This is a genomic window from Streptomyces sp. NPDC020362 (assembly GCF_040642095.1).
GTDB lineage: Bacteria > Actinomycetota > Actinomycetes > Streptomycetales > Streptomycetaceae > Streptomyces.
On record NZ_JBFAET010000226.1, the window covers coordinates 1 to 13048 of the forward strand.

At 73.0% G+C, this 13048-nt stretch carries 12 protein-coding genes and 1 pseudogene; 5 read left to right on the top strand and 8 right to left on the bottom strand.

The window, feature by feature from the left end; all coding sequences use genetic code 11:
• Positions 1-140: 140 nt before the first annotated feature.
• The 3 genes and pseudogenes from AB0H32_RS41500 to AB0H32_RS41510 form a co-directional block, all read right to left on the bottom strand.
• Positions 141-2006 carry a collagenase gene (locus tag AB0H32_RS41500; RefSeq protein ID WP_361132595.1) on the bottom strand — a complete coding sequence of 622 codons (1866 nt, stop codon included), beginning with the start codon at positions 2004-2006 and terminating at the stop codon, positions 141-143.
• 216 nt (positions 2007-2222) lie between these two features.
• The gene (locus tag AB0H32_RS41505; protein WP_361132598.1) at positions 2223-3176 is read right to left on the bottom strand and encodes a LysR family transcriptional regulator; all 954 of its coding nucleotides are present in this window, start codon (positions 3174-3176) and stop codon (positions 2223-2225) included.
• A gap of 236 nt (positions 3177-3412) precedes the next feature.
• A pseudogene (locus AB0H32_RS41510) lies at positions 3413-4299 on the bottom strand (NAD(P)-binding domain-containing protein).
• A 78-nt stretch (positions 4300-4377) separates the two neighbouring features.
• Here AB0H32_RS41510 and AB0H32_RS41515 point away from each other — a divergent pair.
• The 3 genes from AB0H32_RS41515 to AB0H32_RS41525 all read left to right on the top strand — a co-directional run bounded on the left by AB0H32_RS41515 (position 4378) and on the right by AB0H32_RS41525 (position 6734).
• The gene (locus tag AB0H32_RS41515) at positions 4378-4728 is read left to right on the top strand and encodes a helix-turn-helix domain-containing protein (RefSeq protein ID WP_361132601.1); all 351 of its coding nucleotides are present in this window, start codon (positions 4378-4380) and stop codon (positions 4726-4728) included.
• A 217-nt stretch (positions 4729-4945) separates the two neighbouring features.
• Positions 4946-5515, top strand: a complete 570-nt coding sequence (locus AB0H32_RS41520; protein ID WP_361132604.1) for a WHG domain-containing protein — start codon at positions 4946-4948, stop codon at positions 5513-5515.
• A gap of 31 nt (positions 5516-5546) precedes the next feature.
• Positions 5547-6734 (top strand): GDSL-type esterase/lipase family protein, encoded by a 1188-nt coding sequence (locus AB0H32_RS41525; protein WP_361132607.1) that lies wholly within the window; start codon positions 5547-5549, stop codon positions 6732-6734.
• A 22-nt stretch (positions 6735-6756) separates the two neighbouring features.
• Here AB0H32_RS41525 and AB0H32_RS41530 read toward each other — a convergent pair whose 3' ends face one another.
• The 3 genes from AB0H32_RS41530 to AB0H32_RS41540 form a co-directional block, all read right to left on the bottom strand.
• Positions 6757-7422 (bottom strand): class F sortase, encoded by a 666-nt coding sequence (locus AB0H32_RS41530; RefSeq protein WP_361132610.1) that lies wholly within the window; start codon positions 7420-7422, stop codon positions 6757-6759.
• Positions 7423-7530: 108 nt separating this feature from the next.
• Positions 7531-8148 (bottom strand): hypothetical protein, encoded by a 618-nt coding sequence (locus tag AB0H32_RS41535; protein ID WP_361132613.1) that lies wholly within the window; start codon positions 8146-8148, stop codon positions 7531-7533.
• 184 nt (positions 8149-8332) lie between these two features.
• Positions 8333-9232, bottom strand: a complete 900-nt coding sequence (locus tag AB0H32_RS41540) for an aminoglycoside phosphotransferase family protein (protein ID WP_361132616.1) — start codon at positions 9230-9232, stop codon at positions 8333-8335.
• A 297-nt stretch (positions 9233-9529) separates the two neighbouring features.
• Between AB0H32_RS41540 and AB0H32_RS41545 the strand changes: the two genes are divergently transcribed.
• A complete protein-coding gene (locus AB0H32_RS41545; RefSeq protein ID WP_361132619.1) occupies positions 9530-10570 on the top strand; it encodes a hypothetical protein in 1041 nt (346 codons plus the stop codon).
• Positions 10571-10666: 96 nt separating this feature from the next.
• A complete protein-coding gene (locus AB0H32_RS41550) occupies positions 10667-11581 on the top strand; it encodes a hypothetical protein (RefSeq protein WP_361132622.1) in 915 nt (304 codons plus the stop codon).
• A 72-nt stretch (positions 11582-11653) separates the two neighbouring features.
• Here the strand turns inward: AB0H32_RS41550 and AB0H32_RS41555 are convergent, their stop codons facing one another.
• The gene (locus tag AB0H32_RS41555; RefSeq protein WP_361132625.1) at positions 11654-12862 is read right to left on the bottom strand and encodes a cytochrome P450; all 1209 of its coding nucleotides are present in this window, start codon (positions 12860-12862) and stop codon (positions 11654-11656) included.
• Positions 12859-13048, bottom strand: a 190-nt coding sequence (locus tag AB0H32_RS41560) for a tRNA-dependent cyclodipeptide synthase (protein ID WP_361132627.1), incomplete at its 5' end; no start/stop codon positions are given. The genes AB0H32_RS41560 and AB0H32_RS41555, both read right to left, overlap by 4 nt.

The following is a 13048-nucleotide window of genomic DNA, read 5'->3' on the forward strand; positions in this document are numbered from 1 at the left end:
GGCGGCCGGGGGGCCCCCCCCGTTCCGGGGGGTTTTGTCCCCCCCGCCCCGGGCGCGGCCGCTCTCCGGGCCCCCGCCCACCCACCCCCGCCCCCCCCCGGGGGTCGGGGCGGGCGGCCGCTGTGCTCGGGCGCGGGCGGTCAGGCCCTGGGCGTGGCGCAGGCGCCCGCGGCGCACGCCGTGAGCCACTGGTCGAAGTCGGCGTCGTAGCGGGTGCCGATGCCGTCGTGGTAGACGGCGTATCCGCCGGTGTAGTCACCGACGCGGAACCGGTCGAGCATGCGCTGGATGTCGTCGGGGTGCCGCTCGGTCATGTAGCGCACGGCGAGGTAGCCCCACGGATAGGTGCGGGTCACGTCGCTGTTGTCGTAGGTGCTCTCGAACAGGGTGCTCAGCTTGTAGGTGTGCTTGCCGGCCTCCTGGACGGCCTGGTCGTCGGCGAGGCCCCGGTAGCTGTAGGAGACGTACTCGGCGAGGCCCTCGATCCACCAGATGTCCGGTACGGAGATCTGCTGGGTGAAGTCGCCCTTCATGTCGTCGCGGCCGTCGAGGAAGTGCGTGTACTCGTGGTTGAGGTTCCAGATCCGGGCCACGAAGCCGTCGTCGGTGTCCTTCTGGTACATGATCGACGTCACCTGGTTGGCCGGGTCGGAGGGGTTCCCGTCCAGGGTGATGCCGCCGTTGTCGGTGCTGACGCCGTAGATCGCACCGGCGTAGGTCTGGTAGTCGGCCCGGCTGGCGAAGACGACGAGCTGGATGGTCGAGACGTACTGGCCGGGTATCGCACCGCCGGCCTTGACGACGCCGCGGAAGTAGCCGTCCTGGTTCAGGATGCTGGCGCACGCGGCGTCCAGGTCGGCGGCGGTGAGGGCCTGGGCGCGGATGGTGTGCTCCGCGTCGCAGTGGTGGGTGGTCGGCAGGGCGGCCTCGGTGAGCTTCGCGGCGAGGTCGCAGACGTCGTAGTAGGAGCACTGGGCGCCGTCGTAGGCGTTCGCCTGGGTGGCCACGGCCACCCAGAGGCCGGCCGTCGGACCGGTCATCTCCGACTGGTCCAGCAGCTCCTTGGTCAGGGGGCGTACGGCCGCCTGGAGCTCGGGGTGCTCGACATAACGGGCCAGGTTCATACCGGCGTTGGAGTCCAGGTAGGCCTCGTCGGTCCCGAGCAGGTCGGTGTGGTCCAGGGCGAAGTCGTGCAGGGTGTCGGCGATGGCCGGGTCGGCGGCGACCGCGGCCACGTAGTCCGGGTTCCAGTTGCCGCGCCACAGCGGGGTGTACACGTTGTTGACCGCCCTGACCATGCTGTCGACGGCGTCGTAGGAGCTGTCGTAGGCCTCCAGGAGGCGCTGGTACACGTCCAGGTAGCGGCCCTGCTGGTCCGCGCTGTCGGTGAGGATGACGATCTCGCCGAGGATGTCGCCGTTGGCGGCCGTGACGTCCTCGGAGTGGCGCCGGGCGAAGAAGGTGTCCAGGCCGTCGGTGGTGGCGTCGGTCAGCCGGGAACTGTACGGACCCACGTCACCGGAGTGGTTGAACTGGACGTAGTAGCCGGCGCGCAGGAAGAGGACCAGCTGCAGCAGGCGGGCGGAGTTGTCGCCGCGGTACTGTCCGGCGGTGCGGGTGAAGGCACCCGCGACGCTCAGCATCTGGGACTCGCGGAAGATGTCGTGGGCGTCCTTGCCCGTGACCGAGAAGAGGGTGTTGACGCAGTCCGTGCCGGCGGCCTTCACGAAGGAGACGAGGGCGGATCCGGTCCGGCTGCCGAAGTCGGCCGGGGTGCAGGAGGCCGCCTTCGCCGCGGCGCGCGGGCCGCTCTTCTCACTGCGGGCCAACGTCGATGCCCGCGGGGGGAGTTGGGCGGGGCTGAGGCGCCGCGCCGGTGCCGCGGGGTGTTCGGTGGCACCGGCGGCCGGGCCCGTGGGCGGCGGTGCGGGGACGTGCCGTGCGGGGGCGGCGGCGTCCGTACCGGCGTGCGGCTGGGGCGAGGCCAGCGCTGGTGTCGTGAGCATGCCAGCCACGGTGACGCAGACGGCCGCGGCTCCGATCATGCGTCTGGGCAGCGCGAAGCGATAGCGCATCGGGATTCCTCCACGAAGGGATGCGCCTCGGTGGGGTGTTGAGGCGTATGAGGCACTGTCTCAGCGCGCCTCCGCACCAACAATGGCGTGTGACATAGCACATGGCACCGATGGCCCATAACATCGCCGGTCCGCGCCAGGGACCCGCTACGCCCCCGCGGCACTCCAGGTGCGTGCGGCCCAGGTCCTCAAGTGGGGCGCCTGGGCGACCAGATCGCGGTAGGCGTCGGTGGCCGACTGGAGCAGCGTCTCCACCACGTCGTCGGTGACGGCGCCGGGCCGCCAGGCCAGCACGTAACGGCACCACAGCGGCGAACCCGCCAGCGGCTTGACCACGACGTGCGGGATCGGGCGCAGCGTCGGCTGCACCAGGGAGACACCGAGCCCGTCGGCGATCATGCTCTGCAGCTGCGTCTGGTCGCCGAGGAACTCGTGCACGGTGACCGGGGTGAACCCGGCCGCCTCGCAGGCGTCGTAGAACACCCCGGGCCAGCCCGCGCCGTCGTCCGGGGTCACGAACCATGCGTCCTCGGCCAGGTCGGCCAGCTGCACCTGGGCGCACTGGCGCAGCCGGTGGCGCGCCGGCAGGGCGACGAACGTGGGCTCGGTGACGATCCCGCGGTGCCGGACGGAGGCCGAGTGACGCAGTTCCATGCCCGGGTAGTCGGCGGCTATGGCAGCGTCCACCGCCCCCTCCTCCAGCAGCTCCACGATCCGCGAGGAGGCGTAGACGCTGGTCACGGAGAGGGGCAGTTCCGGCAGCCGGGTGCGGACGCGGGAGACGGTGCCGGAGAGCATCGGCGAATTGGTCGCGGCGACGCGCAGGGTACGGCGGTCCGGGGCGGCGGCCGAGCGGTGGCCGATGGCGTCGGCGCGGGCCAGGACGTCCCGGGCCTGCGCGACGACCTCGGCGCCGTACCGGGTCGGCCGCACGCCGGTCGCGCTCCGTTCGAAGAGCGGCTCGCCCAGGTGGCGCTCGATGCGCCGGAGCTGGGTGCTCACGGCGGGCTGCGAGTAGCCGAGGTGTGTTGCGGCACGCCCCACGCTCCCCGCGTCGGCGATCGCGCACAGCACCCGCAGGTGCCGAAGCTCCAGCTCCATCGGTCCACTCCCCGTTCCGTCCCACGACCGGTCCCGGGAGATTGTCGCCTGTCGGGAATCCGGTGCTCACCGCCACGGCCGGCCGTGGTCGCGACCGGCGGACGGAAGCGTTCCATTGTGCCCCGACCGGCACAAGCCGCGGGTCCGCCAGGTCCGGGCGGTCCCTCCCCGTCCGCCTGCCGGTGCTCGGCCTCGAGGGGGCCGGCCACGGCGCACCTCCCCCGCCGGCCGGCTCGTCAGTGGCGCCCCAGCACCTCCGCCACCCGGATGAACCCGTCCGTGCCGTGGCCGAGACCGATGACCCTGCGGGCCATGCCCTCGGCCGCGCGCATCACGCCCGCGTCGATGCCGTGGGCCTCGGAGACGGCGACGACATGAGCCATGGTCGAGACCGCCGAGGTGAGGGGGTTGATCGCCCCGGAGAAGCTTCCGCTGTCGGCGTCCTCGGCGAACTCGGCGAACAGCGGCGGGAGGATCGCGCCGATGCCCTGGGCGAACGGTGCCAGTTCCCGGGCGGTGACGCCCTCGGCCCGGGCGAGCGCCACAGCGTGCGCGTAGCCCGCCGTCGCGGTCCAGAAGATGTCGAGCAGGGCGATGTCGAAGGTGGCGGCGCGCCCGATCTCCTCGCCGAGGTGGGTGTGTGTGCCGCCCAGGGCCTCCAGCCGGGGCAGCTGCTCCTGGAAGACCTCCTCGGGGCCGCTGTGCAGGAACACGGCGTCCGGCGTGCCGATGCCGGGGGCGGCGTCATGATCGCTCCGTCGAGGTAGCGGATGCCGTGGGCGGCCGCCCAGCCGGCCGTGTTCCGGGCCCGGTCGGGGGTGTCGGCGCTGAGGTTGACGACGGTACGGCCCTTCAGCGCCCGGGTCACCGCCTCGCCGCGCAGGATCGCGTCGACGGCGTCGCAGTCGACCACGCAGACGATGATCGGGTCGCTCGCGGCGACGGCCTCCTCGGGGGATGCGGCGCCGGCCGCGCCCAGTCCGGTCAGCTCGTGATCCCGGCCCGGCGTGCGGTTCCAGACGATGGTCCGCAGCCCCGCCGCCAGGAAGGCGCGGGCGAGCGAGCGGCCCATCGGGCCGAGACCGAGCACGGTGACGGTGGACGGTGCGAAGGATGTGGACATGAGTCAACTCCCGTATGGGTGAGGATGAGTGGACAAGAGCAGCCGACCGGGCTGGCCGGAGGACCGAAGAGGACGAGGATGACCCGCAGCCGTGCCCAGGATCCGAACGTGTGCGGCGTGAGCGCCGCGATCGCCGTGATCGACGGCAAGTGGAAGACCGCCCTGCTGTGGCTGCTGGAGTCGGGCCCGCACCGGCCCGGCGAACTGCGGCGCCGGCTGCCGGGGCTGAGCGAGAAGGTACTGACGCAGGCGCTGCGCGAGATGGAGTCGGACGGGCTGGTGCACCGGGAGGTGCACGACGTACAGCCGCCGAAGACCGTCTATTCGCTGACCGGGTTCGGCCGCGAACCGTCCGAGGCCCTGGCTGCCCTGTCCGACTGGGGGCATCGCCGCCTGGAGCGCCTCGTCCGGAGCTGGCCGGCCTCCTGAAGCAGGTCGCCCTCCCTCCGCTTCCCCGCTCGACAGCCCCTGACCTCGCACAACACCTTCTCCCGGCCGAGCGGTGCTGCCAAGTACCCACAAAGAAGTGGGTGTTCGCCAACCGCCGGCCCCTTTCCTGCCACCCCAGGCCCGGCTACATCGTTTTTCCATTTGCCTAAATCTTTTAGGCAGACACATAATACTTTTCGGCACACGGGAGGAAGCCATGGTGCGCGCAGGTCTGACCGCGGAGCGTCTGGTCCGGGCGGGAGCGGAGCTGGCCGACGAGGTCGGCTTCGACCAGGTGACGGCGTCCGCGCTGGCCCGCCGGTTCGACGTCAAGGTCGCCAGCCTCTACTCGCATCTGAAGAACTCCCAGGACCTGAAGACCCGGATCGCGCTGCTCGCACTGGAGGAACTCGCCGACCGCGCCGCCGACGCGCTGGCCGGCCGGGCCGGTAGGGACGCCCTCACGGCCTTCGCCGACGTCTACCGCGACTACGCCCGGGAGCACCCGGGCCGTTACGAGGCGGCCCGGTTCCGGCTGGACCCGAAGACGGCAGCCGCGAGTGCCGGCGGCCGGCACGCGCAGATGACCCGGGCGATCCTGCGCGGCTACGACCTGACCGAACCCGACGAGACCCATGCCGTCCGGCTGCTGGGCAGCGTGTTCCACGGGTACGTCAGCCTGGAGTCGGCCGGCGGGTTCAGCCACAGCGCCCCTGATTCTCAGGAGTCGTGGACCCGGATCCTGGACGCCCTCGACGCACTGCTGCGCAACTGGCCGACGCCCTGACCCCCCACCCCCGACCCGACAGGTACCCACCATGTCCTCCACCCGGCACGACTGGATCACGACGCCCCTGACCGCCGAGCTCGTGCGCGGCGCCCTCGATCTGGAGCGCACCGAGCGCGGGCTGCTGCCGCACCGGCTGCCCGCCCGGGCCCGCGCCCAGTGCACCGACCCGCAGCTGCACATGGCGGAGTCCCAGCCCTCCGGTGTGCGCCTCGTCTTCCGCACCAGGGCCACCGCCGTCGAACTCGACACACTGCCCACCAAGCGGGTCTACACCGGCGCCCCGCCGCGCCCGGACGGCGTGTACGAGCTGCTCGTGGACGGACGCCCGGCCGGCAGCACCTCCGTCACCGGCGGCGCCACCCTGACCATCGACATGGCCGCCGGAACCACCGAGCAGCGGCCCGGCCCGGTCGGCACCGCCCGCTTCACCGGCCTGCCCGGCGAGGCGAAGGACGTCGAGATCTGGCTGCCGCACAGCGAGACCACCGAACTGGTCGCGCTGCGCACCGACGCCCCCGTCGAACCCGTGGCGGACCCGGGCCGGAAGGTGTGGCTGCACCACGGCAGCTCGATCAGCCACGGCTCCGACGCCGCGGGTCCCACCACCACCTGGCCGGCGCTCGCCGCCTCCCTCGGCGGGGTGGAACTGATCAATCTGGGCTTCAGCGGCAGTGCGCTCCTCGACCCGTTCACCGCTCGCGCGCTGCGCGACACGCCCGCCGACCTGATCAGCGTCAAGCTCGGCATCAACCTGGTGAACACCGACCTGATGCGGCTGCGCGCCTTCGGGCCCGCCGTCCACGGCTTCCTCGACACCGTCCGCGAAGGCCACCCGGACACTCCGCTGCTCGTGGTCTCGCCGATCCTGTGCCCCATCCACGAGGACACTCCGGGCCCGAGCGCCCCGGACTTCACCGCCCTCAGTGAGGGCCGGCTGCGGTTCCGGGCCGCAGGGGACCCGGCGGAGCGCGCCTACGGGAAGCTGACCCTGGGCGTCATCCGCGAGGAACTGGCCCGGATCGTGCGCGAGCGCGCCGCCGGGGACCCGCAGCTCCACCACCTCGACGGCCGCGACCTCTACGGCGACTCGGACTTCGCCGAACTGCCGCTGCCCGACGACCTCCACCCGGACGCCGCCGCGCACCGCCGGATCGGCGAGCGCTTCGCCGCGCTGGCCTTCGCCCCGGGCGGCCCGTTCGCGGACGGCGCCGTCTGAGCCGTACGGGCAGGCGGCGCAGTCACACGAGGTGGGCGAAGACCACCAGGTTCTCGGTGTAGTCCCGCACCGAGTGGTCGTAGTCCCCCGCGCAGGTGATGAGCCGGACCTCGGGGCGCGACGTGTCGGCGTACACCCGCTTGCTGGGGAAGTCGTCCTTGGCGAAGGTCTCGGTGTCGTCCACGACGAAGGTCGCCGTTCTCCCGTCGGTCCGGTCCACGGAGAACCGGTCCCCTTGCTCCATTTGGTCGAGGCCGGCGAAGACCGCCGCGGAGGTCACCGTGTCGACGTGCCCGGCGATGATCGCGGTGCCCTTCTCGCCGGGCGAGACGCCGCCGGCGTACCAGCCGACGAGATTGGTGTTGGCCGCCGGCGGGGGCTCCAGCTGGCCCGAGGTGCCGATGGAGAGGGCGGTGAAGGGGGCGTCCACCGAGATCTTCGGGATGAGCAGCCGCAGGGGCGTGGCGCGGGGCAGGCCCTGACCGGACTCCTGCGAGTCCGACCGGGTGGCGGCCGCGCCCGAGGCGCGGGACGGGTTCGCCGAGTCGTCGGCGCCGTGCGGGCCGCCGAACATGCTGACGGCGAGGACGAGGATCACCACGCCCCACAGGGTCAGCCGTCCGCCGCGGCGGGCGTTCTGCTCGCCCGGCGCCGGCACGGGGGACGCGGCGGAGGGATCTGCTGCCATCGGACACCACCTCACTCAGTCACGGCAGCACGGAGGCCGGGACAGGGGGCGGGCCGCCGGCACCGGGCGCGCCGGCGGCGGCCGCGTCCCCTGGACTGCGGAGGCCGGTCAGGACGCGGCGGCGTCCTTTCTGCGGCGCAGCGCGTACATGCCGGTGGCGCCTACGGCGAGCACGCCCAGACCGCCCGCGGTGACACCGGGCGTGGCGAGCGCGCCACCACCGGTGTGCATGCCGCCCCGCGGCTTGTCGTGGCCGCCGCCACCACTCCGGTCGTCCTTCTCGCGCCCGTTGCCCCGGTCGCTGTCACTGTCGTCGTCGCCGTCCTCGCCCTTGTCCCGGTAGGTCTCGGGGTCGAACCGGCTGTCGTCGTCGGAACCGGAGTCGTCGCCACGGACCGCGGCGAGCGCACCGCCGCCCGTGTGCATTCCGCCGCGCGGCCCGTCGTGGCTGCTGTCGTCGTCGCGTTCGGTGCTGTAGTCGTTGTCGTGGTCCCTCCCGGAGCCCTTGTCGCGGCCACTGTCCGAACCCTTGTCGTGCTCGTTGTCCGAACCCTTGTCGCGGTCGCTGCCGGAACCCTTGTCACGGCCGGAGTCGCTGTCCCTGCTGTACGAGGAGTCGTCCCGGCCCCCGTCGTTGCCCGCTAGGGCGAACGCGGCGCCGGGCGCTGCGAAGGCCAGGGCGGCGGAGGCGGTCGCCGTGGCGAGAAGAAGGCGGGCAGAGCGCATGTCGATGTCCTTCCGCCGTGGCCGGGCAGCGGATACGTCATCAGCTGAATGGACCCGGTCTCGACATGAACCACCGTCAGCCAGGGCGTTGTGCCGCACCATCCGGGCGGCCCAGCCGGGTCATCGCGCCACCCGTCTGTCCCATCGACACGCCGAAGCGGCCCCCGACCGGACCAGTCCCGTGTCACCCGGCTGCGCGCCGTGCGGCGAGAACCCGGCCGAGTGCCGCCCGTCCCGCGGGTCCCCAGGTCCGCTTCCCGCCGGGCAGGCCCCGCTCCCACGCCCGGCCGATGCACAGCAGGGACAGGCTGCGCAGGACGGCCCAGCCGCGCGCCCGCCGGACCGTCGGCGCGTCGACCTGCCCGTACGCCTGAAGGAAACGCGCGCACGCCCCCTCGGGCAGCAGCACCCAGGCGGCCGCCAGGTCGGCCGCCGGGTCGCCCGCGCAGAGATCACCGAAGTCGATCACACCGGCGAGGGTGCCGTGCGCGGTGAGGACGTTGGCCGGGTGGAGGTCGCCGTGCAGCCAGAGCGCCGGCCCGTCCCGTCCCGGGGCGGTGAGCGCCTCGGCCCAGACGGAGCGGATCCCGACGACGTCTGCGTCGGGCAGGGTGTCCGCGATGTCCCCGAGCCGTGCTTCGAACTCCGCGGCCCGGGTGGGCAGGGGGCCGCGCGCGGGATTGCCGGGGGCGTCGGCGGGCGCGGGCACATGGAGCGCCCTCAGGAATCCGGCCAGCCGGTCGGCGGCATGGCCGCCACGGACGACCGGGGCACGGTCGGCCGGTTCACCCGGGACCCATGTCACGACGGACCACGGCAACGGAAAGGACGCCGAGGGCTCCCCGGCCCGCACCGGGACCGGCACCGGCAGCGGCAGCCGGGGGGCGAGCAGGGGCAGCCACTGCCGCTCCTTGCGCAGCAGGTCGGGAGCGCGCAAGGTCCGCGGCAGCCGTACCGCCAACTGCTCACCCAGGCGCCACACCTGGTTGTCCCAGCCGGCCGGCGCCGGGCGCAGCTCGTGGTCGGCGAGATCCGGGTGCTGCTCCCGCAGCAGGGACCGTACGAGCGACTCGTCGACACCCAAGGCGATGCCCCCTCCGCCGCCGGATCCGGCGCCCGGCGGCGTCAGCAGCCTATGGAGTGCGGACCGCCCGTATCTGCTGCTCACCGCTCCGGACCGGGTGATGGCCGTTCGGTCAAGGTACTCACCGTGGCCGTACGGGCAGGCCGCGCCCTGCCCCCGTCCCCCTTCCGGGCCGGTCCGGTCGTACGACAGTGCGGACACTCCTAGCCTGAATCCGACGATCTCCTGGCCTGAATCCGACGATCCATCACCTGCCGGCGGTGGCCCTGTCCCCGCCCCACGAGAAGGGGCCGCCCCATGTCCGGCGCAGCCATGCTCGGGCGCACAGCCCGCCGCGTCCTCACGGTGTGCCTGGGCACCCTGATCGGGGTGACCGCCGTCGCCTTCCCGGCCCGGGCCGACATCGGCGTCGGCGTCGGCGTCGGCGTCGGCGTCGGCGTCGGCGTCGGCGATGTGACGGAGTATCCGATCACCACCGCGGCAGACACGCTGCCCTCCGGCATCACCACCGGACCCGACGACGCACTGTGGTTCGCGGCGTCCGGAGTCGGCCGGATCGGGCGGATCACCGTCGAGGGCAGGACGACCGACTTCCCCACCTCCAGCCCGGACAGCCTGCCCCTCGCCGTCACGGCGGGCCCCGACCGCGCGCTGTGGTTCACCGAGGGAAACGCGAACAGGATCGGACGCATCACCACCGAGGGACACCTGACCGAGTTCCCGGTGCCGACGGCGGACGGCTTCCCGACCGGGATCGCGGCCGGACCGGACGGCGCCCTGTGGTTCACCGAGGAGGACGGAAACCGGATCGGCAGGATCACCACATCCGGCCGCATCAGCGAGTACCGCGTCCCCACCTCGAGCGCCTCCCCCCTCTCCATCGCCGCGGGCGCGGACGGCGCCCTGTGGTTCACCGAGCTGACCGGCCGGCGGATCGGGCGGATCGACCGCACCGGCCGGATCACCGAGTTCCCGCTGCCCGCAGGCTCCGGCTTCCCCGATGACATCGTCGCCGGCCCCGGCGGGATGTGGTTCACCACGTCCGACGCGAACGCGATCGTCCGGATCGACGCCGCCGGTGCCGTCACCCGGTTCCCGCTGCCCGACCCGGACAGCGGCCCGAGCGGCATCACCCTCGGGCCGGACGGCCATGTGTGGTACGCCGACCAGGCCGGCCGGATCGGACGGGTCGGCGCGACCGGGAGCATCGCCACCTACCCGGTGAAGGACGGCGCGGAGACGGTGCCGTTCCGCATCACCGCAGGTCCCGATCGCGGGGTGTGGTTCACCGAGCTGTCCGGCAACGCCGTCGGGCGGGTTCGGACCCCGCCCGGGTGATCTTCGGGGCTGCGGCGGAGGGCGGCAGCAGGGCGAAGGGATCGGCGACGAATCACCCGTAGCCGCTTGTTATGACAGCGGTCATAACGCAGGCTGGTGCCGACAGCGGTTCAGCCGATGCGGTGGGAGGAAGCAGTGGCGGGCGGGACAGCACGGACCATGTGGGAGCGGTACGAGCCGGTGCACGATCTGGTCTACTTCGCGCCCGAGGCGCGGCAGGCAGCGGACCGGCTGGGGATGCGCGGGTTCTGGATGGGGTACTTCGCCCTGCGGGCTGCTCCGCTGGGCGCGGTGTCCCCGGCCGTGGTGACGAGTTGTTTCTACGTCTTCCACCCCACCCGGGTGGCCCGCGCGCTGCCCGACGCATGGAGGTATGCGGCTCCGGAGGATGTGCTGGCGGCCCGGTGGGAGGCCATGGACGCTGCGATGAACCGCCTGTTCGGGCCGGAGACGGTGAGGTCGGCGGAGTTTGCGGAGGCAGCGGATCTCGCGTGGGAGGCGGCCGCCGCGGCGGACACGCCGGGGCGGGTCCTCGCCGCCGCGAACCAGGCGCTGGAGCGCCCGCAGCCGCCGACCCTGCGGCTGTGGCAGGCGCTGACGACGTTGCGCGAGCACCGGGGCGACGGGCATGTCGCGGCTCTGGTGGGCCTGGGCATCGGGCCCGTCGAGGCCATGGTGCTCAAGGCGGCGGCCGGGGAGTCGGACGGGGCGTTCCTGCGGGAGACCCGCAAGTGGGAGCCCGAGGACTGGGCGGCTGCCGAGGCCGCCCTGCGCGAGCGTGGCCACCTCGCCGAGGACGGGTCGCTGACCGGTGCGGGCGTGGCGGCGCGCGCGTTCGTCGAGACGCGGACGGACGAGGCGGCCGAGCGCCCGTGGACCGCGCTGGGCGCGCAGCGCACCGCGCGCCTCGCCGAGTTGCTGGAGCCGCTGGCCCGGACGGTCATGGACGCTGGGCTGCTGCCGCCCGGCAACCCGGTGGGACTGACCGCGGAGCGGTTCGCCGACCGGTGAGAGCCGCGTACGTCGGCGTCCCCGCCCGGGGTGCCGGGCCGGGGACGCCGTACAGACGTACGGAGCGTCGGGCTACCAGGTCACCGGCAGCCGTTCGGGGATCCGCTTCATGAACCCGGTGCGCCACACGAGTTGCCCGGGCGGCACGGCGAGCGCCAGCTCCGGCAGGCGGTCCAGCAGGACCTCCAGGGCGATCCGGGCGTGCACACGTCCCAGGGCGGTCGCCGGGCAGTAGTGGGCGCCGCCGCCGAAGGAGAGGTGGTCGGCGGCGTTGTCACGATGGACGTCGAAGCGGTGCGGGTCCGGGAACTTCTCCGGGTCGAGGTTCGCGCCCTCCACCAGGACCAGAACCAGCTCGCCCCGGCGTATGAGGACGTCCCCGAGCGGGACGTCCTCCAGAGCGAGGCGCGGCAGGGCGTCGCCGATGGAGAGGTTGACCCGCAGCAGTTCCTCCACGCCCGGGCCGATCAGGTCGGGGCGGTCGCGCAGCAGGTCGCGCGCGATGGGGTGGGTGAGCAGGTAGACCAGGGCCATGGCGAGGAAGCCGGAGGTGGAGATGACACCGGCCCCGAACATGGTGACGCCGACGGTGGCCAGCATCTCGTCGCTCAGGTGGGCGTAGTCGGGGTCGTCGCGCAGCGCGGCGAGTTCACCCATCAGGCCGTGGGTGGCCGGGTCGTCGAGCAGGGCGGACATCCGGGCGATGTCCCGGTCCCAGTTGATCTTCGCGCCGGTGACCGGGCACGGCGCGTTCATGAAGGCGATGTCGAGGCTGCGCAGGAAGGGCGGGGCCTCGGTCTGCGGGATGCCGAGCATGCGGCAGTGCATGCCCGCGGAGTACGGCTCGCAGAAGGCCCCGCGCAGATCCGCCGTCGGGCCGTCGGCCTCCATCAGGTCCACCAGGTGGTGGGCCTGCGCACGCAGCCACTCCGTCAGGCCGGGCGCCTTGGGGTTGAGCGCCTTCATCACCGCCCGGCGCAGCCCGGCCCCGGTGATGTTGCCCATGTTGTTGACGACCTCGGGCGGGATGGTGAGCGCGTACTGGCGGGGTACGCCGGGCGCGGAGGTGTCCTTGAGCGAGAAGCGGTCGTCCTTCAGGACCTGCTGGCACAGCTCGTAGGAGGACACCAGCCAGGCCTCGTCGCCGGCGATGGTCCGCACGCGCCGTACGGGGGTGGCGGCGCGCAGGTCCTCGACCTCGGCGGGCACACGGGTGCCGTCCCAGGAGAACGGGAAGTCCAGCAGCGGCGGGGCCGTGCGGATGTCGGGGGCGGCGGTCATGCCGCGGCTCCTTCCGGGGCTGCGGGCGTCACGACGGCGTGGCCCTGGTTGCGGGAGGCGCGCAGACCGGCGCCGCGGGAGTACAACAGCTCGGCCATCGGCAGCAGTTGGTGGTACAAGCCTCCGGTCACCGCCGGGTGGTCCGGCAGCGGCGTCTCGTCCAGCGCCAGCAGCGACACCACACCG

Coding starts and splice junctions, on each gene's coding strand:
- AB0H32_RS41530 (WP_361132610.1), bottom strand. CDS start 7,422: ATGGCAGCAGATCCCTCCGCCGCGTCCCCCGTGCCGGCGCCGGGCGAG.
- AB0H32_RS41545 (WP_361132619.1), top strand. CDS start 9,530: ATGTCCGGCGCAGCCATGCTCGGGCGCACAGCCCGCCGCGTCCTCACG.
- AB0H32_RS41500 (WP_361132595.1), bottom strand. CDS start 2,006: ATGCTCACGACACCAGCGCTGGCCTCGCCCCAGCCGCACGCCGGTACG.
- AB0H32_RS41515 (WP_361132601.1), top strand. CDS start 4,378: ATGACCCGCAGCCGTGCCCAGGATCCGAACGTGTGCGGCGTGAGCGCC.
- AB0H32_RS41525 (WP_361132607.1), top strand. CDS start 5,547: ATGTCCTCCACCCGGCACGACTGGATCACGACGCCCCTGACCGCCGAG.
- AB0H32_RS41535 (WP_361132613.1), bottom strand. CDS start 8,148: ATGCGCTCTGCCCGCCTTCTTCTCGCCACGGCGACCGCCTCCGCCGCC.
- AB0H32_RS41555 (WP_361132625.1), bottom strand. CDS start 12,862: ATGACCGCCGCCCCCGACATCCGCACGGCCCCGCCGCTGCTGGACTTC.
- AB0H32_RS41505 (WP_361132598.1), bottom strand. CDS start 3,176: ATGGAGCTGGAGCTTCGGCACCTGCGGGTGCTGTGCGCGATCGCCGAC.
- AB0H32_RS41520 (WP_361132604.1), top strand. CDS start 4,946: ATGGTGCGCGCAGGTCTGACCGCGGAGCGTCTGGTCCGGGCGGGAGCG.